Genomic DNA, 26,634 nt, shown 5'->3' with positions numbered 1-26,634 from the left:
AAAATAAAATTTATGTCGCCTGCCAGAATTTCTTCAAATACGTTCAGAAAAGGCAGATCCTTAAAAGGCTTCAATAAAAAGGTTGTGTCAGGAACCTTTTTGTGCAATTATATGTAAAATGAGTATATTTTAAGTAACAAAAAATATATATGAAAAATACTTTGGTAACACTTGACATTAACCAAATGTATTGTGTATAGTAAATTACATAAGATATATCTTTATCACTTAACCGATTAAGTTAATACCTTAGTAGAGGAGGGAAGAAATAGAAGAAAAAAATTTTTCTTTATTATGAAAACGGTTGCGCAGAGAATTTATATTTTTGGAGGGGAAAAATGAGAAAAGCTACAAGATTATTAAGAAATAAATTATTACCTTTATTACTTTCATTAGCATTAATATTACCTATTTATGTTACTCAAAATACTAATCCATTAATAGTTAAGGCAGCAGGTGCATATACAGGGGATGCATCAGTATCAAATAAGGTTGACTTTTCAACAGATGTTATATATCAGATTGTTACTGATCGTTTCTCAGATGGTAATACTGCAAACAATCCTACAGGAGCCTTATACGATTCAACAAAAACTCAGCTAAAAAAATACTTTGGTGGTGACTGGCAAGGTGTTATCAACAAGATAAATGATGGATATTTATCAAACATGGGTATCACAGCTATTTGGGTATCACAACCAGTTGAAAATATATATTCAGTATTCGCCGATGGAAGTACAGCTTACCATGGTTACTGGGCAAGAGACTTCAAGAATACTAATCCTTACTTTGGAAACTTCACAGATTTTCAAAATATGGTCAATGCAGCACATGCAAAAAATATAAAAGTTGTAATAGACTTTGCACCAAATCATACTTCTCCAGCAGATCAAACAAATACAAGCTATGCAGAAAATGGAAAGCTATATGATAACGGTACATTACTTGGTTCATACTCAAATGACCCAACTGGAATGTTCCATCATAATGGAGGAACTGATTTTTCAAGCTTAGAAGATGGTATTTACAAGAACTTATATGACTTAGCAGACTTAGAACATCAAAACAATACTGTAGATTCTTACATGAAATCAGCTATAAAGAAATGGCTTGATTTAGGAATAGATGGTATCAGAATGGATGCTGTAAAGCATATGGCTATGGGATGGCAAAAGAATTTCATGGACACTGTTTATGGATACAAGCCTGTATTTACTTTTGGTGAATGGTTCTTAGGAACTAATGAAGTTGATCCAAACAATCACTACTTCGCAAACAATAGTGGTATGAGTTTATTAGATTTCAGATTCTCTCAAAAAGTAAGACAAGTATTTAGAGATGGTACTGATACAATGTATGGACTTGATTCAATGGTATCAGGTACTCAAACAGCATATGAAGATGTAAACGATCAAGTTACTTTTATCGATAACCACGATATGGACAGATTCACAAAAGATGGTGCTAGTACTAAAACTACAGACCTAGCGCTTGTATATACTTTAACATCAAGAGGTGTACCTGCAATATACTACGGAACTGAGCAGTATATGACTGGTAACGGAGATCCTAATAACAGAGCTATGATGACTGGTTTCAACAATACAACTAATGCATATCAAATCGTACAAAAGTTAGCACCATTAAGAAAGACAAACCCAGCGATAGCTTATGGAAATACAACACAAAAGTGGATCAACAACGATGTATATGTTTATGAAAGAAAGTTTGGTAATAGTGTTGCAGTAATAGCTGTTAACAAGAACCTAACTACTAGTGCAAATATAAGTGGACTTATAACCTCACTTCCAGCTGGAACTTACAGTGATGTACTTGGAGGATTAACTTCAGGTAATGGAATAACAGTAGGAACTGGTGGAGCAGTAAATACCTTTACTTTAGCTGCTGGAGGAGCTGCTGTATGGCAATACACTGCAACTTCTAATGCACCTACTATAGGACATGTTGGTCAGCCAATGGCAAGACCAGGTGAAACTGTAGTAATTGATGGTAGAGGCTTTGGCTCAACTACAGGAACTGTAACTTTTGGAACAACAGCAGCAACAATAGTATCATGGAGCGATAGCCAAGTTAAAGCTGTAGTACCAAATGTAGCAGCTGGTAAAGTAAATGTTTCATTAAAGACATCCGGTGGAACTGCTAGTAATACCTATGCAAACTATGACATATTATCAGGACCTCAGGTTCTAGTAAGATTTGTAGTAAACAATGCTACTACAGCACTCGGAGAAAATGTTTACCTGGCTGGTAGTGTTGCTGAATTAGGTAACTGGGATCCAAATAAAGCAATAGGTGCAATGTTCAACCAAGTAGTATACAAATATCCTTCATGGTACTATGATGTAAGTGTTCCAGCAGGAACTACTATACAGTTCAAATACTTGAAGAAAAATGGTTCAACTGTAACATGGGAAAGTGGATCAAACCATACTTACACTGTTCCTTCTAATGCAACCGGAATAGTTACAGTTAACTGGCAGCCATAATATTTGAGATTTTAGGGGAGCTAATACAAAGGACTTTTGTCTTTTGTTATTAGCTCCTTTTTGTTAAAATTTAATATGTGGATAAAAATGCAGAAGTGTAAAAAATAGAACTTATTCACCTGCAAAATTTTCCTCATATACATTCGGAAAGGCAGATGCGCAAAAAAACTCACTGAAGAAGGTCGATTCAGCGACTTTTTTAAGAAAGGCTGTGAATCAATGAAGCAAGTTACTATGAGAGATGTAGCTAAGGTAGCAGGTGTATCTGTTGCAACAGTTTCATACGTTATAAATAATAATGAAAAAGAATCTATACCAGAGGATACAAAAATAAAAGTCATAAATGCAATAGAACAGTTAGGATATGTTCCAAACCTTACAGCAAGGTCACTAACTAGAAAAAAGTCCGGACTCATAGGAGTTTTTATAATGAGTAGTGACTTAGACCATGCACCATGGAGACTAGAAAGTCATTCTAAATTTATAAGTGAACTAGTTAAAATGTTGTATGATCTTAATTACCATGTAATTATAGAGTATCTAGGCGACTCAAAAAAAGATTTAAATATAATTCGTGAAAGAGCTCTAGATGCAGTTTTTTTAGTAGATATAAATGCAGAAGAAGTATATGATACTGCAAGTATGTTTAAGGTACCCATTATAATTGTAGATAACTTTATTGAAGATACTATTTTTCATAAGGTTTTAATAGACTATAAATCAGCTATTGAAGAAGGAATAAGACTGTTACAATGCAATTCTCCTTATATAGTTGTGGATTCAGAAAATAGTAAATCAATTATTGAAAGAATATATAAAGAAAATAACGATTTTAAAGATAAGATATATGTAGTAAGAAACATAGATAGCTTTTATAAGTTTTTAAAGGATAACCAGCAGAGAAAGTTTATTATATTTAATGAATTCTTATCGGTGTTAGCTAAGGATCATATAGAAACTAAAAATGCCGTGGCCGTTTGTACATCGGGAAATGAGTATTTACTGGAAGCTTACAAAAACAGAATATATTTTGATAATAAAAGAAAGGCTAAAATGTCAGTAGATATAATACTAGATTATATAAATAAGAGATACCATGAGAATAAGTTTACTTTTATAGAGCCAGAGAAGAGATAGTTCATTTTTATTTGATTTGCCACATAAAGAATTTATGCTACTAGCAAGGGGGCTAGTAGCATAAAAAGAAGAGTAGCGCGTAATTTAAGCAAATTGGTATGTATTTACAGGGGAAAATGTGTGTTGAATAAATGAAATAGGGTGTATTAATGTTAATATTTGTATTTATGTATTAATTATATTAATTTATGTACAATCTAGCTAGGGTGATTTTTTTAGATTAAGGTGCAAAATTTTGGATTGTATATTAACATGTATCTGAAAGATTTTATATAGTTACATAATGTTATTGTCTAATACTGACTATTTTTTATATAGATACCTGTCTTAAATTCTTAAAATATATAGATGAATCATTTTATAATTAAACTTATATTTTTAAATTATCCTAAAAAATAAGCTTTTGTTTATAAATTTTTGAAAATATTAAAAAAATGAAAGCGTTACATAGAAAATATTGTTATAATATGATTAATTGGGCAGTTATTAATAAATTAGGCTTACTAAAAGTATTTTTTCGATGAAATTAGATATATAAACTTTAAATTTCTTTAAATAATGTGCTTTAATCAAGGCGCAGTTCCATTGAATATTTCTATAGAGTATTACAATAGATAAATTAATAGAAAAAGTGACGAGTAAATATGATAATAATATTTTGAATATAGATATTGCTTTAAAGAGTATAAGATCTTAGGAATAAAATATATGAGTGTAGGTGATAAAATGATTAAGACAGCGAAGTATATTAGTAAAAGTACCACGGATTTTAGTATTAAAAATGAAGTAATAAAGAGTTTACTATTAATAATCTTAAGTATTTGCATTTCACAAAAACTCATAGAAGCGGACTACATGTTTTACCATAGTATAGTTATGTTTATTGGTATAATAATATGTTTTGCTATCTACTTCTTTGCCAGTAATACCTATAAGCTAAGTAACAATGATTTTTTTATGCTTTTAGGTATGGGGTTTTTGACAGTTGGGACCATCGATGTACTTCATACTGTGACTTATTTCAATGTAGGAATATTTGGTCTAAATTCAGCTAATTTATCCTCTTCCCTTTGGATTTCAGCTAGGTACATTAGTAGTATAACTATTTTAATATCAAGTATATTACTATATAGAGGAATTAAAAAAATCAACATCAATATGTTCAGATGCATATACATAATTGCTCTAGTAGCAATTCTATTAAGTATATATGTTTTTAAAATCTTTCCAGTTAACTATATAGAAGGTATAGGTAATACATTATTCAATCAAGCCAGTAGAGTAATCATAATTATAGTCCTTTTTATAAGCGGTATAATACTATATAAGGCTTCTAATAGAGAGAACAAAGAATTGATTTTTTTTATGGAATTATATATTATTTTTACAATAATAAATAAAATACTTCTTCTTTTATTTGATTACACTCTATGCATTGAAAATACCAGTGCTTTTGTTTTTAGGACAATCGCTTTTTATATGTTATACAAAGGTGTGGTTCAGTGCGGTCTTAAACAACCGTTTAATAAAGTCACTGGGGCATTAATAGAGACAAAGGATAGACTTGAGCAGGAAAGTGATCTTAGAATAATGTTTGAAGAGGCTATGGTAAATAATGAAGAGTGTTATAGAATTCTTATTGAGAATTCAAGTGACGCTATAGTTATTCATTCGGATTATAAGCATGTATTTGCAAATGAAACAGCAGCAAAAATGCTTGGCTTTTCTAAAGCGCAAGATTTCATGAAGGTTGATTTTACTAAATTTATTGAAGAAGAAAAATTTAACAAAAGTATGGAAATATATAATGATATACTTACAAATAAGAGAAGTGGTGAAACATATGATACTACGCTTATAACTATAGATGGAAGACAAATTTCTGTTAAAATTCATGGGACTTATATTATATACCGAGGAAAGCCTTCTGTTCTTATAGTTTTTAAAGACTTAAGTACTCAAAAGAAAGTAGAGAAATTATCAGCTGACATTGAAGAAAAAGGAAAAATGCTTGAAGATACAATATATCTTAATAAGCGCATAACAGAACACTTTGCAAATGTTTCTCATGAACTTAGAACTCCTTTAAATGTAATACTCGGAGCAATTCAAATATTAGCATTATATGATTCCCATGATTCTATGATAAATTCTATAGATAAAATACAATCATATTACAAAACCATAAAACAGAACTGCTATAGACTTCTGAGGCTAGTCAATAATCTAATTGATCTATCAAAGATTGATTCAGGCTTTTTCGAGCTTAAAAAAAGAAATGGAAATATAGTAGATGTTATAGAAGATATCACTATGTCAGTAGTAAGCTATTGCGAGAGTAAAAATATAACTCTTATCTTCGATACTGAAGTAGAAGAAAAGTATATGGCCTTTGACTACGATAAAATCGAAAGAATAATGCTTAATTTGCTTTCAAATGCTATTAAGTTCACAAACGAAGGCGGTACGATATTTGTATACATTGAGGATGTAGGAAAAGAGATAAGTATAATTGTTAAAGATAGTGGAGTTGGAATAGATGAACAGCATCAGGAACTTATATTTGAAAGATATAGACAAGCTGATAATGCTCTTTTAAATTTTGTTCAAGGCACTGGAATAGGATTGTCATTAGTAAAAGCACTGGTTGAACTTCATAAAGGCTTAATACATGTGAAAAGTAAGCTAGGGGAAGGCACAGAGTTTTATATTACTTTACCGGTAGAAATTTTAGATACTCCACAAGAAGAACATAAAGAGACGGAAGTTAGATCTAATGTGGAGAGAATAAGTATCGAGTTTTCTGATATATATTCTTAGAGTTTAAATGCTTTATGATATAAAAGCATTGTGTTGAAATTAATTTGTTAGTCATCCGATGCTTTAATGAGACTTCGCAAAGAATTAATATGATTTTCTCATATTCCATGGCTAAAACTGTAAACTCACTACGTTCGAACAGTACAGTTTTGCTTTTTAAAAATCCATGCATTCTATAAATATTTTATATCTTAAATTTAATAAAATAAAAATGCTATATTATTAAAAAGTAAAAATATATCGCCTGCCAGAATTTCTTCACATACGTTCAGAAAAGGCAGATGCGTAAAAAAATCACGAATAAAGAACGATTAGCGATTTTTTAGAGCCACTACATATGAAAAAATCATTTAATTCTAATAGCTCGCTCATATAGCATCTCCTGCCTAACAAATTAATTTCAATAATAATATTACTTATAACTAAACCTAAAATAATCTTGAATATATATGCTTTTGAGGCTTCTCCTTAGAAATTAGGAGAAGCCTTAAATTTTATATCTCAAGTATGAAGCTATATGGTAAAAATTGTAGAATGACGAATATTCCTGTGGTAATATATGTAATATAAAGTAATGATATTAAGGGGGAATTATATTGAAAATGGGGCTGAAAAATAAGAAAGTTATAATTAGTTTAATTGTTGTAGTTGTTTTAGTGGCAGTTTTAGGTACAGTTTATTTAAATAAGAGAAGAAGGTATGGACTTACGCCTGAAGATGCTTGTAAGTTATATTTACAGACTGTTACATCAAAGCATTATGATTTAATTGAAGTAAAACCTGCTCGAATTGTTGGAGAAACAGCCATTTGCGGCATAGTAAGCAATGATAAATATAACTTTTTTAATCAAAATAATGGCAGAGCAGATGGAGAAAATATACATTTGTTTCACTTAAAAAATACTTCAAAGGGTTGGTATGTCACTGAAGATAATTCGGATGATAAATAGATTTTATAGGTGAAAAAGTAAGTAAGGGGAGGGATTTTATGTATAAGTATACATATGTGGAGGCAAAAACCGAAGGGTTGTTTGGAGATGCCAATCATAAAGAATTAATTAATGAATACAGTTCAAAAGGATGGAGATTTGTAACCGCAATACCTACAAAATTTGATGGTCATGGATTAGTGAAAAGGTTTGATTTAGTTTTTGAAAAGGAAGAATAGTGGCCTTTTAAAGGATTATATTTAGGGAATTGAGGGGAGTTTTATGGCATTAATTATTATGTCTATATTAAGTGGAGCTGTAGCTTTTTATATTGGAGGGGCAATATTTAATGGAGAGCCAGTAATGACTTGCATTTTTACATTTGTATTTTTCTTGGCGCCTGGTTTATATACTTTAGAGAGAATTTATTTAAAGTTGGATGAGAAAAAATAGTACCTAAAAAAACAGCTATAAATAAAAAGGTTCGCATTTGCGAGCCTTTTCATTTGCAAAAAAGTCGCTCTTTTATAACAGAACCATGCCCTTGTCATTTAGCAGAAGCTGGTGAATGTATATTGTGCTCTCAGCTACATGGAAAGTGTTTTTGCGATTGCCTCAATTGGAAGGGTGTTTGTATATATCAGGAATTTAACAACAATGGAAAAGCAGCTAAGAAAGGGAGAGAGACTTTTAGATGTAAAGTAAAAGAAGTAGGACATCTAGAAGGCGATGTATTACTTATTAGGTTCATTGCCCCACACAAGCTTGCCTTAGATTTAGTTCATCCTGGTAGTTATGTTTTTATTAGAACAGATGAAAACTTCTATTTTGATGTTCCAATATCTATTATGGAGTCAGATATAGAAAGTGATATAGTATCTATAATGATTGAAATAAGGGGAATTAAAACAAAGAAACTACTTGATATAAAGATAGATGATGAAATGGTCATAAGGGGGCCATATTGGAATGGAGTTTTTGGACTAAAATCTATAAATGAGTTAAAGGATAACAAAGCTCTTGTTATTGCAAGAGGAATAGGTATGGCACCATCGATACCAGTAATAAGAAAACTTTCAAACAACAAAAATACTTTAAAAATAGTGATAGACAAGTCTCCCTATAAAGATGTGTATGTGAATGAATATCTAAAACAATATACTGAAGGCCATGAAGAGATTAATACTATTGATAAAGGTAAGCTTACAGATGAAATCAAAAAGCTTATTGAAGAAGAAATTGCAAAGGGTGTTACTCTTATTCATGTAGCTGGAGCAGATATATTGAGCTTCAAGGTTATTGAGTTCTTAAACAGCATTAATAAGAGAGATGTTAAAGTGTCTTGTTGCAATAATGCAAAAATGTGTTGTGGTGAAGGAGTTTGTGGTAGTTGTACTGCTAGATTCCAAGGACACAAGGTTAAGAGGTTATGTAAGGTACAGACAGATCCAAGGAATATTTTTGAGGGGAGAAGATTTATATGAAGATAGTAGTAATAGGTGGAGGTTGGGCAGGTTGTGCAGCTGCGATTACTGCTAAAAAGGCTGGAGCAGAAGTTCACATTTTTGAAAAAACAGATCTTCTACTTGGACTAGGCAATGTTGGCGGAATCATGAGAAACAACGGAAGGTATACTGCCTCTGAAGAGCTTATAGCTTTAGGAGCAGGAGATTTAATTAATATAACAGATAGAGTGAGCAGACACAGGAATATTGATTTCCCGGGACATAAACATGCAAGTCTCTATGATGTAAACAAAATAGAAGGTGAAGTATTAAACTATCTAAAAGAGCTAGATATTAATGTTCATACAGTTGCCAGAGTAACTGATATAAGCATGGAAGGAAAAAAGATAACAGGAATTTACTTAGCTGATGGAAGCTATGTTGAAGGGGATGTATTTATAGAAACTACAGGTTCTACTGGACCAATGGGTAACTGTTTAAGATATGGTAATGGATGCTCTATGTGTATTTTAAGATGCCCAGCTTTTGGACCAAGAATCAGTATAAGTGAAAGAGCAGGGGTTTCTGATATCCAAGGTGAAAGAAACGGAGATGAGCTTGGAGCCTTCAGTGGTTCTTGTAAGTTAGCAAAAGAAAGTTTAGCAAAAGATATAGTAGAGCAGCTTGATGAAACAGGTGTTGTAATACTACAAGTACCAGAAGAAGATATAAACTACGGAAAACTAGAAGCAAAGGTTTGTCAGCAATACGCTCTAAAAGAATTTGCAGAAAATATAATCTTATTAGATACAGGACATGCGAAGCTGATGACTTCCTATTATCCTTTAGATAAACTTAGAAAGATAAAAGGACTAGAAAGTGCAAAATACGTTGATCCATATGCAGGAAGCAAAGGAAACTCAATAAGATATCTATCAGTGGCACCAAGAACAGATGACATGAAGGTTATAGGAGTAGATAACTTATTCTGTGCTGGAGAAAAAGCAGGACTTTTTGTTGGGCATACAGAAGCTATAAGTACAGGATCGCTTGCAGGTCACAATGCAGTAAGATTTGCACTAGGAATGCCAGCGCTAATCCTTCCAAGAGCAGTTGCTATAGGTGATATGATAAGCTATGCTAACGAAAAATCAGTGACAAGAGAAGGAAGAAAAGGCAGATTCACCTTTGCAGGCTCAGACTATTTTAAGAGAATGCAGGCAGAAGGACTTTACACTATAGATAAAGAAGAAATAGCAAGAAGAATAGAAAAATTAAATCTTACAAATGTGTTTGGGATGAAGCTTGTGTAGTAAGTAAATTAATATAAAAGATTGAATAGTATGAAGGAGCTTGGCTAGAGGGTGATTGCTGGGCTCTTTTTTGTGAAATAACATTAAAATGTTTTCAAACTCTCATTTTAGGTATATGTAAATAGATAATCTTTGAAAGTTGAATAATATTAATAGTTTCTTATTTTTTATGTTCATATGCAATTTCGATTGTGGACAACCTAATTTCAAAACTAAGCAATGTAGGTGCAGCTAATGTAATACAAATAACCTTTTTTATAAGAGTGTTTATTATTTTATCACTTATTCATGATTTAGCCCCAAGGTTTAAAAAAAGCATTTCGACTTTATATAGTGCCTTAGCATTTTTTGTATATGTAAATATAGATTCTAAAGCAGGAGATAAATTATTTTTGGCAACACTTTTATTTGTATTGTACATAATTTTATATAATATATACTTATATAAAAAGCCGTCTTACTCAAAGTCTAAGTAATCAAGTTAAGAAAATTATTATATATTAAAATTTAATACATAATTTAAACATTAATAATTATAAATAGTTAAGTTAATTAAAATACCGTATTATTCAATAGTAGCTTTGGATTTGCGGTATTCTTTATGTCTAGAGTTAAAACAGTGAAAACAATAAATATTTTATGAAAATTTAATATCAAGAAAATAATAAACAAACTTATATAGGCTATTACTGAAGAGATTCTACCATACTTAGCTGAAGTTTATATAAATTCTAGGATGATTTTGAACCAAGGTAAGAGCAATTGTAAGTATCAAAGGGAAGATTAGAAAAATAAGAAATAAATAAAAAATAAATAAAAAATCACAAGGCAGTTATATGGACTGCCTTGTGGAAATGTAATTATGGTTATTGGGATCTGCATTAAGGATTATTGACAGTTTTTAAATATAATAAACAATTTAATAATTATAAAAGGGTCTGTGAAGATGATAAAAATAGTATTTTCAATTATATTATCATCATAGTATTTGCAATAGCTGCATTAAGGAAGGCAATAGCAAAGAAAACACCTCAGCAAAGCAAAAGTAGAATTTGTATATACAATGATCAGGTAAATGTTATGATATGCAATGCAAGTATTGTGCAAGCATAAGGTAATAGTGATAACTGCGGTGGACTTAGAATTAAGAAATATAATAAATAAATGAAGCAATAAATTATATTAAAAATTTAGATAGAGAATATAAGTATGCAGTAAGAAAAATAATAAAGACTAATTTGAAAATTAGATAAATAGAGCTTACTATTCAAGATATGCAGATAATTTGGATGCTTTTTGTTTTTGGGAAAAATATAAACACCTGCAACGTTAAGCTGTAGGTGTTTATATTTTGTTTATTATATTTCTACAAGGTTTTTTTATTAGGTGGGGTCACTTGATTGCGTTAATCAAGCAATTCCTTACTTTTACATTAGCAAAAGTACATCATAATAGGTTCGATAAGCATAACTGCTACAAGTAAAATTGCAATAATTCGCAGAAATGCTTTTCTTTTATGAATCCTCATAAAAAAACCTCCTTTATTCTATTTTAATGTTACTAGGCTAAGTTATTTATTAAATGTGGTTCTATTTGGCGATAAATGGCTATATTTAAACTGTTAAGTATTTATTGTGTATATAAAAAAGAGGGGGGGACATATGCAAAGCATTTATACAAGCTATGAATGTAATTCATGTAAAAAAGAAAGTGTGCTTATAATAGAAGAACTAAGTGGTTTTAAAGGATACTTGCAATGGCCGTACTGCTCTAGCAAAAGACAGGAAAGAAAAGCTAACTGACAACTTTAAGAAATGTATGGGTGAGAGAAGTTATAAAAGAGTAAATGGAGCGATAAAGCAGAGATGAGTAAGTCTAAAGTATTATGGGATAGAAAAGGTAAGCTGATAATTAAGAATAAACAGCTAAAGGAAGTTTGTTTTATTTCTTAGTATTGAATATATAATATTGGTGTTTGAAATCTGTTATTATATACAAAAAGGTAAAACAATGTAAAAAAAGTGCGAAAATTAGAAGGGAAATTCCTTTTTATGGAGAATAATCTTTATAGAAGGAGGTGAGGTTGTTGACAGAATTAAATGTGAACATAAATACTAATGGAAATATTGTAAAAGGCAAGTCTTATTTTGATGGTGGTCTACTACAATTAATAGGTTGGAGTTTACTAGGCGGAATTATAACTATTATTACATTTGGAATTTGTTACCCTTGGGCATTGTGTATGGTATATGGATGGAAAATAAATCATACAGTTGTCGAAGGAAGAAGATTAAAATTTACTGGTTCAGCAATAGGACTGTTTGGTAATTGGATAAAGTGGTTGCTATTAACTATTATCACAATTGGTATATATGGTTTTTGGGTAGGAATTGCTTTAGAAAAATGGAAAGTTAAAAATACTATATTTGCAGATTAAGTTGAAGAGCTCATTAGGGCTCTTTCTAATTATTCAATTTTATCGGCCTTTATGATGAAACCTGAATGTTTTAAAAATGTAATTTTATACTTATAGTTTTCAGATATATTTGATTTGAAAAAATGGGCTTCTTTAATTGGAACATCACTGTCATTAATATATATTGAAGAATAGCCTTTACCATAATCATTTCTATAGACAATTCCTTCAACATAATTATAATTGCCACTTACCAATGAAGGCAAATCCATGTACATAGGAATTATTATAATTTTAAAACATATCAATAAAGCTACTGCCATGAAACCATTACTAAAGTAAAAAAGAATTGTTTTGATTTTGCTTGGCTTATAGTCAAAGTGAAGATATGAATAACTACTATGTGCAATTCTTTGTTTAGATCTATGGTCTTTAAATAGGATATAAATGCATATTGGAATCATTATAGAAGTAAAGCTAAACAATATAAGATTTATTATGAACTCAATTAAATATTTATTAAACAATTAAAAACACCTCAACTATATATTTTTATAACAAATTTAATACCTTGTGGGTAGAGAAGTCCTCCTTTTAAAGATAATAGGTTAGTTAAATATTTTTGAATGGCTAGATAAATAGTTGCTTAATTAGGCAAAAACAAAAGAGGCATTTTTACGGTATACGTTTTACAAAAAACTAGTCTAAGTAGTACGCGCTGGTATCTACAAGTTCATTAAATCTAGATAAAAGTTCTTTAATAAAAACAGTTAGTTCAGACCAATTTTCAGGCCCGTCTTCCCACCAACGAATATCTAAGTTGTAAAATGATTGTTTAAGCGATAATTCATAAAGGGTGCCATCACACCCAGTTGGACTACTGCTAGGAAATGGTGTTATTCTAATCTCTTGTAACTTAGAAATCAAGTTTTCAGCAAAATAAGCTTTTAAATCATACTTTCTACTTACTATTGTTGGCTTTATATCTAGAGGTCTTGCAGAAGAAAGGGGATTATTTGCTTTGCTTTTAGACTGTATTGAGTTAAACTTTTTAAAATCTTCATCTCCATCCCAATATGTTTTAACAATAAAATATTCGATAGTATTGCCGTTTATTACTTTAAAAACTTCCCAGTTAACTATAGGGTCAAATGATGGCATATATAGAATTTTTAGTAGTCTTACACTATGGTGCTCACTTGAAATATATCCTTTTTTTATTAATCCATCTACATCACCTAACATCCACCTAAGGGCAGAGAAATCATGAAAATTCAATTATGTACCTCCAATCAGACAGAAATTAGTCATTATTTATTTCACTGATAATCTATTTAATAGTTTTTTGTTACAAGATAGTTTTAAATTTAATCCACAAAATGAACATCTATCATTTCTACACAATATTTCAGTATGCAATCTTCCATAGTTTGTGATGATATTGCTTCATTATTATCATAACCTAGGAACATCCAGTAGTTTGATATAGCATACAAAAATTCGCCCTTCATACTTTTATCTAATTCTTCAAATAATTTTATTTCTAGTTCAGCGACTAGAACATCATCAAACTTCCAATAAGGTTAAATTTTGACATCTACTTTACGTATAAGTTCTGAAGGAATATGAGATAATACATTCTTTACAGTTTCTGTTGCTATATCATTATCTGTAGTTTTAATAAATAGTCTTATAAACAACTTTGTTATCTCCTTAATATTTTTAGGATTAATGTTGATTTGATTATAAAATTAGGATTAACTTTCAAATAGATGATTGTTATGTACCTTCAGGTAGAAGTGATACAACGGTTATACCTAGTTTGTTTAATTTCTTATTTACAACTTCAAGAAATTTATAGCAGTTCTTTGTGATACTATATTTAAAATGAATTTCTATAGTGTATTCACTAATATCTATATTAGGATAAATAACTTTAAATTGTTTGTCTTCTATAAAATTAATATAGGAATTAACCTTTTCTTGAAGCAAAATAAGATGCTCATGTTCCTTATCCCAAGAGAGGTGATCAGAAATCATTAATATAATTCTACTAGAATCTTTATTTATACCTATGGCATCAATCTTGTCTTTTTCTAATACTGACATATAGTCGTCTCCCTTTTATTAATATAACTATATAAAGAGTCCGCGTCCTACTTTTAATAACCAATACTATTATTTCAGTTAATACTAAGCATACTTACAAACAGTAAGAATGGGACTTAAAATATCATATAATTAGTATTAGTCTTTTGTAGGTATATCATATAAGTCAATAAACAAATTAAGGGATTTATTAAGTTCGCTGATAACCTCAAATACCGGTTGTAATGTTTCTTCTACACCATCTATAAAAAGATCAATATGAAATTTTAAAGTTTTTCCTAGTTGTCTCCCATAAGGGGTTACAGGAGCAAGTGCGTAAGGCCTTAATTGAATTCTTATACCAGATCTTGCGTGGTCATTTACGAACCAAGTTATAAATTCAAGTGAACTAAAACTTTCAATCGAGTTGTCTAATGTAAATTCAAATTGTACAAGTATCTCATTTTTAAGACCTCCATTAGTCCTTAGAAGAGTAGCATGAGGAAGATGGGAGTATTCATGTATAGCTAATAATTCTGAGTCTATAGGTTCCAAATCATTTATGCCACTTTCTATTGTAGATATTCCCTTTAGTCTTAAAATCGTGTTATGAAAGTTTTCAATATCTAATGGATAATTACTCATTTTTATCTCCTATATTTTTAAAGATTAAAAAATTAATTTATTATTTTATTTTGAATAAGATAAATCAAAACATTTTTTATTATTATTATAGAAATCAAATATGAATGTATAGCTATATCTTATATAGTGATACCACTTTCAAAAATAACTTTTAAATATTCTCCTTCAAATAGAAATTGGAGGCTTAGTATTAGATCATTTGGTTCTCCATCTGTGGTAAGTTGGTACTCGTAACCGAAACCACTATTATCATTATAGATATAGATATCTTCCTGCATATATTTACTTCCATCTGAATATTTAGGGTTAAATGTACATGGAACATCATATTTATCTATTTTTTGTAAGTCATTATCTTCTTTAAAGTGTTCTATTGCATCAGATAATAATGTTGCATTCCAATCGTTAGCTTCATCAACTTTTTCAAAAACAGTAGTGTAATTACTATCAGCGATAGCATCAACAATTTCTCTACAGAAATTCATAATAATTTCTTCTTCTTTTCCAGATATGTTTTTAAGCATAATATCCTCCTATTTAAACATGAGTTACTTCTTTTTTTACAATATGTAAGTGAAAGAGAAATCTTTTAAATTACATAACTACAAAGTGTCCATCAGGATAAGATCCATCCCATGAACATGCCCATCTACCAGTAGAATTAACCACGAACACCTTTGAGAAAAATCCTTCCCTGTCAAGTATAGATTCTATACAAGCCCATGCTGTATCTCGTTTTATAAAATCAATTATTTCAAAACTTAGCCCATAATCCTCACTAGCTAAGCCCATATTTTCTTGTCTAATTTGAAATGCATAAAAGCATTTTTCTATTATAGGTCCTAAATGGTCGGAAACTTTATCAAATATATAATCAATACTATCATTACCTATGACGTTTATTGATATATTTTCTAGGTTAATCACTTCGACTGACCATACATTAAGCATACTTTCATTCCAGGAATCCCAAGCCTCAATAAAAGAAGAAGCAACCGTATAGTTATTACTAATATCGCCGCATTTAGAAAACCAATTTATTTTTTCTGCAATTGATATAAAATCACTTGTGTTTTCAATTATATTTTTTGTAACCATCAAATCCTCCAGAAAAATTGTATATTGTACCATTGGTATAAGGGGGAATTATATCTTGTGTTTTATTGAAGCAGGGGAGAGGTCTTAATGTTTTAGTGGTTTCTTTCGTTAATATACTAATAAAAATTACAAAGCTATAATATTAAAGATTATCTATAGCTTCTTTAAGTGAATCTAACAAGTATTCATAGAAGTTATTGTTTCTAAATATTATTCCATCCCTATCATGCATTGACCAGGTTACTACGGGACATTCACATTTACTCATTCGATTAGTATCTAAACAATATACCCATTCACCAATATCTTGGATAACGATTAGGCCAATTGGCATACCATAGCTACGATACTTTTCTGTACTGCTTACAACTGGTAAGTGTCCATCTCTTCCAACACCAATTATATCGAAACCTATACCTCCGCATCCATAAGTCTTTATATACCATTTATAGCTGTCAGGTAGAGTAACATCCAATTTAATTTCAGTTTCATCAATTAAAGACTCATCTATACTTCCAAGGAAAAATCCTTCATCATAATAAGTAGCTATTAAATCCTCTATTTTTTCTCTTATATGTATCATTTTTTCCTCCAAATTCTTATCAGAGTTTTCTTATGGATATAAACAAATTTGAGGCTAGTCCCACCATAAGGAGAGAAGTTTGTATCCATCATTTAAGTAGGGGATAGGAAGTGAAGGCTCATCCGTTAAATTTAATTCACGTACTTCAGGGGGTACTTGCCCAAAACATTCATTTACACAAGCTTCCTCTATATCACTGCTTACTGCTATGAGTGCTGTGTCAGAATAAGGCCATTGTTCATCAATATCTGTTATCATTATCCAAATATCTTGAACGTTATCTAAACTTTTTATCTTCTTAAAAGCTACATAGAATTCATTTACATTAAAATCTTCATCGCATGCATTGGCAGCAAAGGAATATTCTATTGTATTTCCTTCAAAAAAATCTTCTATACTAACCAAAATATCTATATCGCTTTCCATTCCGCCAAGATGTTCAATTTTCTCTAAAAGTTTGTTTTTTATTTTAAGTCACCTCAATAATTAAAGCTCTATAAGTTATTTATATCAGTTGCATCAGATTTCAAAGTAAGGTAGTACCATTGCGTAAAGAATCTTAGATTGAAGAACTGTCGATACCCCAAACTTCAAAAATATCAATCTCAGATTTTGTAAATAAGGTAATTTCTAAGCCTAAATAACCATCTTCTTTATCTCTAAGAAATTCTGTTAATACTGTACTAACCATTATTTGAAATCCTAAGGGGATTAACCTCTTGATATACGAAACATTATCAATATAGTAATTGCCAGTTAATTTACTTCGTGTTGGAAATAATTCATCTTCATCCACAAAGCATAAACTATCGTCATTTATATATTTTAAAATCTCTTCATGGACAATTGATAATATTTCAGTCCAACGAGAAGTTAGTTTTTCGTATTCATTTAAACTTATTTCATCGTTTAATTTAATATTTGGAACTGATGCTCCTTTTGTTAATCGTATGTTCATAGGAACTCCTATCAGATGTTTAAATAGTATCTTTAATATTGCACAATTTATTGACTATACTTCAGTTGGAAATTTAAAATTACTTCTGAAAACTGATTTTAGTAAAAGGCTTTATACTTTTTGACAGGAAAACACATTAATAAATAAATCTCTTAGCATATTCAGAGTACATGTTTAAAAAATTCTTTAAATCTTTGCAAATTACATTTAAATTACCGTAGGTACCACTAGATGCTAGATAATAACCGTCTGATAAATAATGAATCATTTGTTCTATATCAGAAGCTAAAGGTATATGAGTTTTTGATATAACGAACTTATATAAAATAGTGCAGATTTCATGGGCAGTGAATTTGTTTTTGGTATAAGCATATGAGCATAATCCAAGAAATGTGTTTAGAACATTTTGATTATTTGGGATACCGTTAATCTCATAAAGTTTTAAAGCTATATCTTCTACCTTAGTATTTTGCATTAGCGAAATTTCAATAATTTCATACTCAATATTTTCCTCATATTCAATAATCTTGTCAGCCCATTTAATAACATCGATTTTCATGAATAGACCTGTAACTAATCCTATACGATATATCTCAGCTGTATCTTTTAATGGAAGCATATATTCACATCCTTTTAACTACTGTTAGACTAATTGGTTTTAATCTAAATTTGATAAAAATATTAAAAGACTGTTTGCTCTTTAAGGAATGTTTCATAGGCGAAGTTCATTCGTATCTTTTCTACTCTTAAATTTCTTGTTTATCTTTTTAGCTTGGCTAACGCCATAGGATAGTGCATCTACAATACTTTCTAGTGCTTCTTTTGATATTGGCTCACCTGAAAGAGTGAGATCATCAGCTTCCATCAAAATATACTTAATTCTTTCTAGTATTTTTTCAACATCTTTTTCATTATTTTCAATAAGAAAATCATCATCTAAGCCTTCGATTTCATAATATCCAGCAAGTCTCATAAAAAAGTCGTAGTGGGCGTCATAAGCAATACTTATACGTTTCAAAGTTTCAGGAGTAGGCTTGACTGGAGCACCATTTCTTGGATCAATTCCTTTTTCCAGAGTACTTAAATATGAATGACTTATGCCAATAAGCTTTGCAGCATCTCGTAGGCTCAGGTTAAGTTCATCTCTTCTAATTTTTAGTATTTCATGTAAAGTTATCATAAATTAAACACCTCGATACTATTGTAATGCATAGATTACAGAATTGGAAGTTATTTTCAAAAAAATGTTCTACTTGCTTGACAAATATGTAATTCAAGAATTACAATAAACTGGAAAGGAAGTGTAATACATGAAGAACAAAATAAAAATATTAAGAAAAGAAATGAATATTACACAGATAAACTAGCAAAAAAGCTAGGTATAACAAGACCTACATTATCAAATATAGAAAGAGGGGTGAAATTCCTAAAGGTGAATTGATTTTAAAGATAGCCAACTATTTTAAAAACCTGTAGAGCAGATTTTTTTTTGTAGAGTGTAATGCATGGTTAACAAAATAGAATATTTTATTAAATCAGCTGATTAGGATAAACATTCATGATTCATGTAGGACAAAACAGTAGGAACATAAGATAAGTAAAAGTAGATATTTATATAAAATATTAGAATTTAGAGAGGTGTATTTATGTCATATAGATTAATTTATGAAGAATTTTGGACAGATCCGAGGACTTTAGAGGAAATGTCTCCTGAGGATAAGCTTTTCTACCTATATCTTTTAAGCAACCCTTCAACTACAAGTATAGGGATTTATGTTATAACTAAAAAGAAAATGGCCTTTGAGCTTGGCTATAGTATTGAGACTATAGAAAGTCTTATGGAACGATTTATTAATCATCATAAGGTTATAAGCTATAACAAGTCTACTAGAGAGCTAGCCATTAAAAATTGGGGCAAATACAATCTGTCTAGGGGAGGTAAGCCTGTAATAGATTGCATAACAAAAGAGTTGAAGCAAGTTAAGGACAAGTCTTTTATAGCCTATATTGCTGAACATATACAAAATAAACCAATAAAAGATTTATTTTTAAACTTTTGCGATAACTTAACGAATCGTAGAGAGGGTAATGAAGGAGTCGTTATACGTAAGGACCCCAATACAGAGAGAGATACAGATACAAAAAACTATACAAATACACCTACAGATACAGAGAAAGATAAGTATACAGAAGATGATACCGAAGCATTAAAGTATAACAATCAAATACAAAGCACAGAAATATGTGAAAGTAGTAATCAAAACACCAGTAACATTCAATCTGCTGAAGCTGAAAGAAACAATACACTAGCACAGAAGCCATTTTTATCTAAGCCTAGCGATAATCAAATTGAATCAAATCCATATTTTCCAGGGGATCTCCAGTCTCATGAAGTACAGCCTGATGAAGTACTTACCCTATCTAAGTATTATGAAGCAGCAATAGGGAATCAGTGTACAGCAAATTTAGCTGCGCTAAAGATGGCCGTATCTCAGCATGGCTCTGAATATGTAAAACTGGCAATGGATAAGGCTATAGAACTAGGAAAGCCTAACATGAGCTATATTAATGGCATATTAAAAAACTGGTCTAAAGAAGGCTACCCTAGGGAATCAGAAAATAATAAAACAACTAAAGGATATGGAAGTAGTGGAAAACTTAGATTTGCTGATTATGAACAGAGGATTTATGACTATGATGATTTGGAGCAAAAATTGCTTTATGGAATTGGTAAGGAAGGAGGAGAGGATAATGACTAGGACTAATGTGAAGCTTGGTATGGAGAATAGTAGGTTGAGAGATAAAGTATGGTCTAGAGATTTTAATGGTAATGGAATTGTCTGTATATCTAAATTATTGTGATATACAAATTAGTTAAGTGTGATTTAGCAAATAATGAGATAACACTAGGAAAAGGAAGAGATTAGGAATTGAAAATTATAGTTTGTAAAACAAAAAGGAGTCTTTTAAGACTCCTAAAATTCAAATATATATTGCAAACTAATTCCTTAAATTTTTAACTGTTTCAAGAGGTAGACCAGTTTTAAGGGCAATGGTTTCATCATCGATTAAACCAAGCAAGTTTTTAGCAATCTCAATAGCTTTTTGATTAGTTCCTTGCTCAAACCCTTGTTCTCTTGCAGTTTTTTCTCTTGTCATTTGATCCATAATTTCCGCATCTATATGTTCATTGTTTTTAGTTTTTACTCGAACATCTAAAATTCCTTTTTTATCTTCCTTGAATTCTCTAAGAAGCTCTGTATTCAAAAACTCTATACCTTGAAAATCTTCCTTATTTAATCTTAGGGCTGCACTTAGAAATGCAATTAAGATATTAAATTATGTTAAACCGATTTATACTTGAAACAAACTAGTGACTATTTGAAAGAGAATTAATTATATTGGGGCTGTAAGGGGAAGTTTAGTAATATTAGCTAACAGTAAATAAATCTTGTCTACTAGATGATTAAAAAATGAAGTGAAATAAAGAACCCCAATCTAAACTGTTAGCAAGATTGAGGTTCTTTTAGGTTAGGTATGCATTCTATGAGCCTTATGATTAAAGATCAAACTTAGTAGTCTGTCTTTGAGAAAGCTGAGCACCGTATTTTGAAGCTAAAGAAACACCTTTGTTTTCAAATACATCCTTAGCTATGATGGTATCCATAAGGGCATTTACCTCAGCTTTTGTTATATCAGGTTTAACACCTGCTATACTTAAAGATGCCTTGTCCCCAGCAGCATTAATGAAGGTTAAAGATAAAGTATATTCCATGATTTTTCTCCTTTCTTTCTATTAGATTTGGTGGTTAAAATTCTTTCTATGCATTTACTATTTTTGATGCTTCGTTTAGATAGTAGTCTCTGGTGTCAGCACTTAAAGCATTTTTGATTGCTTCAGCTACAGCATAAATATTTTCAGGTGTCGCTGATTTCTTAACTCCTGAGAAAGACTTCTTTCTGTAGATCTTTGCACCTAGCTTGTCTGTGCCACTTTCAACTTCTATTGCAAATGAAGTTGAGTCTAAAACTTTGTTTACTGCCATAATGTTTTCCTCCTTTTAAAGTTTAGTTGTAAAGTCAAAAGCTTTAAGTTTTTTGGCTTTCACTTAATATATATGCCTTAGTGAAAAAGTTTTGGGAAATTATAACATTTTTTTAGAGTGGTTATATATTTTTAATTGGGTTTTTAGGCACTTTTATCTTCATTTGAATAATCAATAACCACTCCAAGTTTAGTTGAGATTATAGTATTGAGCTTATTGATTGAAGCTGTTAATCCAACAATTTGTTTCTCAAGTCTTATAAGTAGGTATGCACTTATAGCAACTGGAAATCCCATGTTGGCAATTACGTTTACTAAATCAGTAACCTCCATATTTAAATCACCACCTTTCATAATGTATATATGCCGCTAGTGAAAAATTAAAGGAATTTACCACCTTCTTTGAAAATATAGTCATGATATTTTTTTACGGCTGCATCAATTATCGTGCTTAGATAAGCGTTAGGATCAGGATTAGCTGCTTTAATTTCATTTAGAAGTCTTGCAGTAGATACTCTAAACTTAAAACTACGAGTTATTGTAAAAGCCTCTCCATCAATAGGAGGGGTTATGCCATTAGGGTGCGACTTAAGAGTTCTGTTATCTATAAGAGGATTTTTACGATTAGACTTTTGAGCAATGTTTTTATCCTGGTTGTTATTATAAATATTAAGCTCTATTTTATTATTAGATTTGTCCTCACTAATAGAAGGAGGATCTTCATTAATTAATGGAGTAGCAGAAGCTTCTTCGCAAAAATTGAAGCTAGCAACAGGAGTACCTACTATCTCAGTTTCTACAAAACCATTCATGTCCAACTCTTCTTCATAAGCCAAATCATCCTTATCTATTGTGAAAGCTTTTGATTTTCTTTTAGCCATGTGTATTTCCTCCAAATTTTTTCTATAGATGTACCACTTCGTAATAATATTGTTGAATTATATTTTATTTGGATCTGTTCTATAAATATTTGAAACTATCTATCTATAAATTCTTATATGCCTTAGCTGCATAAATTTAAGTAAAAAAAACCAGTTTGAAACAGTGGAAAAACAGCGTAAACCCGCATGAATACTATATATTTATATAATTTTTTAATTTTATAATTAGATGATTTTATAATTATATAAATAAACCCTAAAAATCAGGCTTTGAGGCATATATCTTAATTAGAAGGATAAAAAATACTTGATTAATTGTGAAAGAGAGGAAATGTTTTATGGGTAAGGATTCTTTATTAATTAATTCAGAAGAGGGACAGAGGCTTGATAAGCTGCAGATAGCATTAGCAATAAAAAATTCAACTTATGGGCAGGAGCTAAACTGCACACTGTTAGACAATGAGGTTATAAAAGATTGCGAAGGCTGCTCCTTAAAGTATATCTGCCACAAACTTGATGAACTGGCTGAAGACTATACTGCAAAGACAACTAAGGTCATAAACAGCTTTAGCTTTGAAGATGAATTTGGACAAGCTGAGTAAAGGCTTAATAGGAAAGTATAACTACCTATATAATGAGGAGTTGAATATAAACTCTATGAAAGGAGGTGAGTAGGGATGGCAACAGCAATATTAAGCAGCAATGCAATGATATTAAAATACAAAACAGGAACTAATGATAAAGGAGACGACATCTTTGGCAGTCAAAGATTTTCAAATCTAAGACTTGACTTAACTGACGATGATCTATATGAAGTAGGCAAGGCCCTAGAAGGTTTAATCAGCTCAGATTTAGTTTATATAAGAAAACAACAAGACTATTTAGTTGAGGATATATAGGAGACTGTGAAAAAAACTATTCTATAGGTTTCACTGTACTTGGCGTGGAACACCACCAGCGGACAGCGAAAAGGAGTAGCTATATTTTTCACATCCTTAATAAACAAAGAATATCAAATTATAAGTAAAGGAGTGAAGAAAAGTGATAACAAAGTACTTAGTTCTTACCTTTAAGAATGAGAGTGGAGATAAAATCAATCTATCTCTAAAAGGAATCAAGGATAAGTTAACTGCTGAAGAAATATCAAAGGCTATGGATGTTATAATAAGCAAAAATGCCTTCTATAGTTCTGGCGGCAAGCTTATTCAGAAATCTGGAGCTCAGATTATAACTAAGAATGTTGATGAATATAAGGTGGGGTAGAATGGGGAAAAGCAACCTGAGAGTGAACTGCGCTATGTTAAGCAGAGGGAGTGGTTCAGCTCGGGTTGATTTTTTTATGTAGGGGGTATGTTTTTCTTGTATTAAGACATAAAAACACTGCAAAACTCAATTATGAATAATGCAGTGTTTTGATTAATTATTCGTTTTTATTTATGTGACGTAAAATTAAGAAGATTTCAAATTAGCTTAACTTTAATATTATATGTTTATGATTAATCTAATATTCTTTAATATAATCACCGATTTTTCCTAAATGTTTACCTATAGAATGATAATGTCCTGAATATACAACTGGGTCAAATAGTGTCAAATCAATTCCGTCAGATATATCTATATCATTATCAATTTGAACATTTTTAATGTCACAAAAAAAGGTATCAGAATCACCTGTTTGTACAATCTTTTTAACCTCGCATTCATATACCCATTTACTTAAGTCAAGTGTAGGTACATGTAAAACCTCGCCATTGCTGTAGTCATATGGAGTCTTTTCTTTTATCCCATTATTTCCAGAGTTGTTTCCGAAATAATCCACTAAATATAACATATTTGTACTTACAAGATTAGCAGATAGTTGTTTTGTTTTTATTACATTTAGTTTTGTTTTCTTTGAACCAAACATGCTTATTACAAGCATATAGTGGTCATTGGCACCATTGTCGCAAGTAACGCTCACCCAAGTTATTGGGGCAAAGTTAACATTGCCATCCTCATCATAAGTGCCAATTAGAAAAGTTGGTTGTACACACATGGAATGTTGAATTCCCATAGACTTTCTATTGCTCATCTCTTCTTCACCTCCCTTTACTGAAAAAATATAAATAATCGCTAGGTCGCAATAAATTTACAACCATGAGTTAATTACTTGTAATTATACCACCATAAACCAATTTGCTGCAGGAGATGTATAATTAATTAAAAATTCTAATATTGTTTTGTTCACCGCATTATTCAATTTTTAAAGAACATTGTTCGCATTTTTTATTTCATCAGTTATGTCGTCTTTTTTTCAAGTTACGTACTAATAATGAACATATCTTAATTAAAATATGTTCCGTTCCATGATTTTACATCTATTGTCTCATCTTCATTAAGTAACGGCAAATCCTTATCTCTAATAATAGAGCTTCTAACCCATGAATCATTCTTCTTTATAATTATAATAGCTATTTTTTCCTATCGATAAAATCTTTGAGCCAAGTATAATCTACGCCTAGAATTTTACTTAAGGATTTTAGTTCAAGCTTATAAGTTTGCAGTAAAGCATTAATTTTTTTCCTAAGAAAATCATCACCATCGGTTAAATTGGTAGAAACTATAGATATTCCCTCCATAATAGCCTCCTAAATTGATATTTATAGGTAATTCTTGTGTAATATTTGATTACATATGCAGTTAGGGGTATTGTTTTGTTTGATGGGGGAGGTTGGAATTTATATGCTAGAAATGTGTCTCAATAGTACCATTGCCAAAGCTGATAATTATATTCGTCATCACTAGCTAAAGCAACTTCAATTACTCTTTTATCTAATAGGTCAATTAAGCAAAAACCCTTGCTAAAACCACATTTGAGAGAGCCGTGTAAATCATTTGCTTTATCTTGATGATGCCATAATTGAAGTATTGATTCAGATAAGTCATTAAGAATGATTTTAGCATAACCTTCAGAATATTCATTTGTAGTAAAGACATATTCCTTTTTGCTTGTTAATTCTGCTTTATCTATAATCCAATTAATACATTGATTATCATTAGCCGCATATGTCAATTTACTGTTTGGCTTAATCTTGCTTTTTTTCCATAATTCATAGTAGGAAGATATTATTTGTTTATAAGTCTCTCTTTCTTCACCAGCTTCGTAAATTTCTATAGTAGTTATTGTATTCATGGATCTCATTAAATTTTTAAAATATAAATTATTCTTTTTTTGTTCAATTAAATCTTTTCTATCCATAATGCAATTCTCCTAATAGTTTTTTATAGACTAAATTGATTAAGTTGAATCTTTTAAAGAATTAAAAGATTTTAGATCGTCACATAATTTATATCCTAGTTCATCCTCAACCAAATTCCAATTTACTTCTCTCTCAGCTGGTTTTAATGTGCTAAATTCTTTGATATTCATATCCTATTCTCCTGTTTTATTATATTTATTAATCTCAATAATTAATGAAAAGAAAAACGATATTAAAAAGATAATATTTTGGTTAATTATCTACAAATTACTATTTCTCTATTACTCTTATTTATTGTAACATATTTTGTAAATACAATATTACTAATGATAGGGTATTTTAAAGTGAAAACACACGCTTATAACCTATATTAATATCTATGGCTGTAAACCTCATTTATTTATGGTACAGCTCTTCGAATCACCTCTAAGTGAAGTTTTTCCATTTTGTTCTTGTGTATATATTCTACATAATTATGGTATAATTCAGAAGTGATATTTTGAAATCCGTAGTGGATGGCTGCGGAGGTT

At 30.4% G+C, this 26,634-nt stretch carries 36 protein-coding genes; 15 read left to right on the top strand and 21 right to left on the bottom strand.

Going from position 1 to position 26,634, the window contains the following annotated elements:
- Nucleotides 1-338: 338 nt before the first annotated feature.
- From J3477_RS04635 to J3477_RS04590, 10 genes are all read left to right on the top strand, one after another.
- Nucleotides 339-2,507, top strand: a complete 2,169-nt coding sequence (locus J3477_RS04635; RefSeq protein WP_206868389.1) for an alpha-amylase family glycosyl hydrolase — start codon at nucleotides 339-341, stop codon at nucleotides 2,505-2,507.
- A 219-nt stretch (nucleotides 2,508-2,726) separates the two neighbouring features.
- A complete protein-coding gene (locus J3477_RS04630; protein ID WP_206868388.1) occupies nucleotides 2,727-3,644 on the top strand; it encodes a LacI family DNA-binding transcriptional regulator in 918 nt (305 codons plus the stop codon).
- Nucleotides 3,645-4,370: 726 nt separating this feature from the next.
- Nucleotides 4,371-6,464 carry a sensor histidine kinase gene (locus J3477_RS04625; protein WP_206868387.1) on the top strand — a complete coding sequence of 698 codons (2,094 nt, stop codon included), beginning with the start codon at nucleotides 4,371-4,373 and terminating at the stop codon, nucleotides 6,462-6,464.
- Between the two features lie 602 nt (nucleotides 6,465-7,066).
- Nucleotides 7,067-7,414, top strand: coding sequence for a hypothetical protein (locus J3477_RS04620; RefSeq protein ID WP_206868385.1), 348 nt, complete (start codon nucleotides 7,067-7,069; stop codon nucleotides 7,412-7,414).
- A gap of 38 nt (nucleotides 7,415-7,452) precedes the next feature.
- Nucleotides 7,453-7,632 carry a DUF4177 domain-containing protein gene (locus J3477_RS04615; RefSeq protein WP_206868384.1) on the top strand — a complete coding sequence of 60 codons (180 nt, stop codon included), beginning with the start codon at nucleotides 7,453-7,455 and terminating at the stop codon, nucleotides 7,630-7,632.
- Nucleotides 7,633-7,675: 43 nt separating this feature from the next.
- On the top strand, nucleotides 7,676-7,846 hold the full coding sequence (locus J3477_RS04610; protein ID WP_206868383.1) for a hypothetical protein: 171 nt from the start codon (nucleotides 7,676-7,678) through the stop codon (nucleotides 7,844-7,846).
- Nucleotides 7,847-7,899: 53 nt separating this feature from the next.
- Entirely contained in the window at nucleotides 7,900-8,877 is a 978-nt protein-coding gene (locus J3477_RS04605) for a sulfide/dihydroorotate dehydrogenase-like FAD/NAD-binding protein (RefSeq protein WP_206868382.1), read from the top strand.
- A complete protein-coding gene (locus J3477_RS04600; RefSeq protein WP_206868381.1) occupies nucleotides 8,874-10,151 on the top strand; it encodes an FAD-dependent oxidoreductase in 1,278 nt (425 codons plus the stop codon). Before J3477_RS04605 ends, J3477_RS04600 begins: the two co-directional genes overlap by 4 nt.
- A gap of 1,661 nt (nucleotides 10,152-11,812) precedes the next feature.
- Nucleotides 11,813-11,953: a hypothetical protein gene (locus tag J3477_RS04595; RefSeq protein WP_308483197.1), complete on the top strand. Its 141-nt coding sequence runs from the start codon at nucleotides 11,813-11,815 to the stop codon at nucleotides 11,951-11,953.
- Between the two features lie 284 nt (nucleotides 11,954-12,237).
- Nucleotides 12,238-12,588: a DUF898 domain-containing protein gene (locus J3477_RS04590; protein WP_228731211.1), complete on the top strand. Its 351-nt coding sequence runs from the start codon at nucleotides 12,238-12,240 to the stop codon at nucleotides 12,586-12,588.
- A gap of 29 nt (nucleotides 12,589-12,617) precedes the next feature.
- On the opposite strand, the gene J3477_RS04585 is transcribed toward J3477_RS04590, so the two are convergent.
- From J3477_RS04585 to J3477_RS04535, 12 genes are all read right to left on the bottom strand, one after another.
- Nucleotides 12,618-13,094: a hypothetical protein gene (locus tag J3477_RS04585; RefSeq protein WP_206868380.1), complete on the bottom strand. Its 477-nt coding sequence runs from the start codon at nucleotides 13,092-13,094 to the stop codon at nucleotides 12,618-12,620.
- Between the two features lie 172 nt (nucleotides 13,095-13,266).
- Nucleotides 13,267-13,845 carry a hypothetical protein gene (locus J3477_RS04580; protein ID WP_206868379.1) on the bottom strand — a complete coding sequence of 193 codons (579 nt, stop codon included), beginning with the start codon at nucleotides 13,843-13,845 and terminating at the stop codon, nucleotides 13,267-13,269.
- An 89-nt stretch (nucleotides 13,846-13,934) separates the two neighbouring features.
- Nucleotides 13,935-14,063, bottom strand: coding sequence for a hypothetical protein (locus J3477_RS26245; protein WP_284691977.1), 129 nt, complete (start codon nucleotides 14,061-14,063; stop codon nucleotides 13,935-13,937).
- A gap of 283 nt (nucleotides 14,064-14,346) precedes the next feature.
- Nucleotides 14,347-14,676 carry a DUF6572 domain-containing protein gene (locus tag J3477_RS04575; RefSeq protein ID WP_206868377.1) on the bottom strand — a complete coding sequence of 110 codons (330 nt, stop codon included), beginning with the start codon at nucleotides 14,674-14,676 and terminating at the stop codon, nucleotides 14,347-14,349.
- 138 nt (nucleotides 14,677-14,814) lie between these two features.
- The gene (locus tag J3477_RS04570) at nucleotides 14,815-15,300 is read right to left on the bottom strand and encodes a hypothetical protein (RefSeq protein WP_206868376.1); all 486 of its coding nucleotides are present in this window, start codon (nucleotides 15,298-15,300) and stop codon (nucleotides 14,815-14,817) included.
- Nucleotides 15,301-15,419: 119 nt separating this feature from the next.
- Nucleotides 15,420-15,824 (bottom strand): DUF7668 domain-containing protein, encoded by a 405-nt coding sequence (locus J3477_RS04565; RefSeq protein WP_206868372.1) that lies wholly within the window; start codon nucleotides 15,822-15,824, stop codon nucleotides 15,420-15,422.
- A 70-nt stretch (nucleotides 15,825-15,894) separates the two neighbouring features.
- Nucleotides 15,895-16,398 carry a hypothetical protein gene (locus J3477_RS04560; RefSeq protein WP_206868370.1) on the bottom strand — a complete coding sequence of 168 codons (504 nt, stop codon included), beginning with the start codon at nucleotides 16,396-16,398 and terminating at the stop codon, nucleotides 15,895-15,897.
- A 142-nt stretch (nucleotides 16,399-16,540) separates the two neighbouring features.
- Complete coding sequence (locus tag J3477_RS04555; RefSeq protein WP_206868368.1) at nucleotides 16,541-16,981, bottom strand: SMI1/KNR4 family protein; 441 nt, start codon at nucleotides 16,979-16,981, stop codon at nucleotides 16,541-16,543.
- Nucleotides 16,982-17,035: 54 nt separating this feature from the next.
- Complete coding sequence (locus tag J3477_RS04550; protein WP_503826899.1) at nucleotides 17,036-17,449, bottom strand: YfbO family protein; 414 nt, start codon at nucleotides 17,447-17,449, stop codon at nucleotides 17,036-17,038.
- A 91-nt stretch (nucleotides 17,450-17,540) separates the two neighbouring features.
- Nucleotides 17,541-17,939 (bottom strand): hypothetical protein, encoded by a 399-nt coding sequence (locus J3477_RS04545; RefSeq protein ID WP_206868366.1) that lies wholly within the window; start codon nucleotides 17,937-17,939, stop codon nucleotides 17,541-17,543.
- Between the two features lie 136 nt (nucleotides 17,940-18,075).
- Nucleotides 18,076-18,558 carry a hypothetical protein gene (locus tag J3477_RS04540; protein ID WP_206868365.1) on the bottom strand — a complete coding sequence of 161 codons (483 nt, stop codon included), beginning with the start codon at nucleotides 18,556-18,558 and terminating at the stop codon, nucleotides 18,076-18,078.
- Nucleotides 18,559-18,651: 93 nt separating this feature from the next.
- Nucleotides 18,652-19,119, bottom strand: a complete 468-nt coding sequence (locus J3477_RS04535; protein WP_206868364.1) for a helix-turn-helix domain-containing protein — start codon at nucleotides 19,117-19,119, stop codon at nucleotides 18,652-18,654.
- Nucleotides 19,120-19,203: 84 nt separating this feature from the next.
- On the opposite strand from J3477_RS04535, the gene J3477_RS26365 reads away from it, so the two are divergent.
- The gene (locus tag J3477_RS26365; protein WP_206869664.1) at nucleotides 19,204-19,380 is read left to right on the top strand and encodes a helix-turn-helix domain-containing protein; all 177 of its coding nucleotides are present in this window, start codon (nucleotides 19,204-19,206) and stop codon (nucleotides 19,378-19,380) included.
- Nucleotides 19,381-19,585: 205 nt separating this feature from the next.
- Nucleotides 19,586-20,698, top strand: a complete 1,113-nt coding sequence (locus J3477_RS04525; RefSeq protein WP_206868363.1) for a DnaD domain protein — start codon at nucleotides 19,586-19,588, stop codon at nucleotides 20,696-20,698.
- A gap of 241 nt (nucleotides 20,699-20,939) precedes the next feature.
- Here the strand turns inward: J3477_RS04525 and J3477_RS26070 are convergent, their stop codons facing one another.
- From J3477_RS26070 to J3477_RS04500, 5 genes are all read right to left on the bottom strand, one after another.
- Complete coding sequence (locus J3477_RS26070) at nucleotides 20,940-21,266, bottom strand: PD-(D/E)XK nuclease family transposase (protein ID WP_228731247.1); 327 nt, start codon at nucleotides 21,264-21,266, stop codon at nucleotides 20,940-20,942.
- Nucleotides 21,267-21,498: 232 nt separating this feature from the next.
- Entirely contained in the window at nucleotides 21,499-21,714 is a 216-nt protein-coding gene (locus J3477_RS04515) for a DUF2922 domain-containing protein (RefSeq protein WP_206868362.1), read from the bottom strand.
- Nucleotides 21,715-21,760: 46 nt separating this feature from the next.
- Entirely contained in the window at nucleotides 21,761-21,985 is a 225-nt protein-coding gene (locus J3477_RS04510; RefSeq protein WP_206868361.1) for a DUF1659 domain-containing protein, read from the bottom strand.
- A gap of 143 nt (nucleotides 21,986-22,128) precedes the next feature.
- A complete protein-coding gene (locus J3477_RS04505) occupies nucleotides 22,129-22,317 on the bottom strand; it encodes a YvrJ family protein (protein ID WP_206868360.1) in 189 nt (62 codons plus the stop codon).
- Between the two features lie 47 nt (nucleotides 22,318-22,364).
- Nucleotides 22,365-22,865: a hypothetical protein gene (locus tag J3477_RS04500; protein ID WP_206868359.1), complete on the bottom strand. Its 501-nt coding sequence runs from the start codon at nucleotides 22,863-22,865 to the stop codon at nucleotides 22,365-22,367.
- Nucleotides 22,866-23,203: 338 nt separating this feature from the next.
- Here J3477_RS04500 and J3477_RS04495 point away from each other — a divergent pair, with 338 nt between their 5' ends.
- The 3 genes from J3477_RS04495 to J3477_RS04485 all read left to right on the top strand — a co-directional run bounded on the left by J3477_RS04495 (nucleotide 23,204) and on the right by J3477_RS04485 (nucleotide 24,128).
- Entirely contained in the window at nucleotides 23,204-23,467 is a 264-nt protein-coding gene (locus tag J3477_RS04495) for a hypothetical protein (protein WP_206868358.1), read from the top strand.
- Between the two features lie 75 nt (nucleotides 23,468-23,542).
- A complete protein-coding gene (locus J3477_RS04490; protein ID WP_206868357.1) occupies nucleotides 23,543-23,764 on the top strand; it encodes a DUF1659 domain-containing protein in 222 nt (73 codons plus the stop codon).
- A 142-nt stretch (nucleotides 23,765-23,906) separates the two neighbouring features.
- On the top strand, nucleotides 23,907-24,128 hold the full coding sequence (locus J3477_RS04485; protein ID WP_228731210.1) for a DUF2922 domain-containing protein: 222 nt from the start codon (nucleotides 23,907-23,909) through the stop codon (nucleotides 24,126-24,128).
- 238 nt (nucleotides 24,129-24,366) lie between these two features.
- Here J3477_RS04485 and J3477_RS04480 read toward each other — a convergent pair whose 3' ends face one another.
- The 4 genes from J3477_RS04480 to J3477_RS26240 all read right to left on the bottom strand — a co-directional run bounded on the left by J3477_RS04480 (nucleotide 24,367) and on the right by J3477_RS26240 (nucleotide 26,274).
- A complete protein-coding gene (locus J3477_RS04480; RefSeq protein WP_206868356.1) occupies nucleotides 24,367-24,936 on the bottom strand; it encodes a flavin reductase family protein in 570 nt (189 codons plus the stop codon).
- 379 nt (nucleotides 24,937-25,315) lie between these two features.
- Nucleotides 25,316-25,483, bottom strand: coding sequence for an HTH domain-containing protein (locus J3477_RS04475; RefSeq protein WP_206868355.1), 168 nt, complete (start codon nucleotides 25,481-25,483; stop codon nucleotides 25,316-25,318).
- Between the two features lie 119 nt (nucleotides 25,484-25,602).
- On the bottom strand, nucleotides 25,603-26,103 hold the full coding sequence (locus tag J3477_RS04470) for a hypothetical protein (RefSeq protein WP_206868354.1): 501 nt from the start codon (nucleotides 26,101-26,103) through the stop codon (nucleotides 25,603-25,605).
- 39 nt (nucleotides 26,104-26,142) lie between these two features.
- A complete protein-coding gene (locus J3477_RS26240; protein ID WP_284691976.1) occupies nucleotides 26,143-26,274 on the bottom strand; it encodes a hypothetical protein in 132 nt (43 codons plus the stop codon).
- Nucleotides 26,275-26,634: the final 360 nt, after the last annotated feature.

Origin of the sequence: Clostridium zeae, from assembly GCF_017312485.1 — a bacterium.
Classification (GTDB): Bacteria; Bacillota; Clostridia; order Clostridiales; family Clostridiaceae; genus Clostridium_AR; species Clostridium_AR zeae.
The sequence above is the reverse complement of the archived record's forward strand: the minus strand, read 5'-3'. Positions and strand labels throughout refer to the sequence as shown.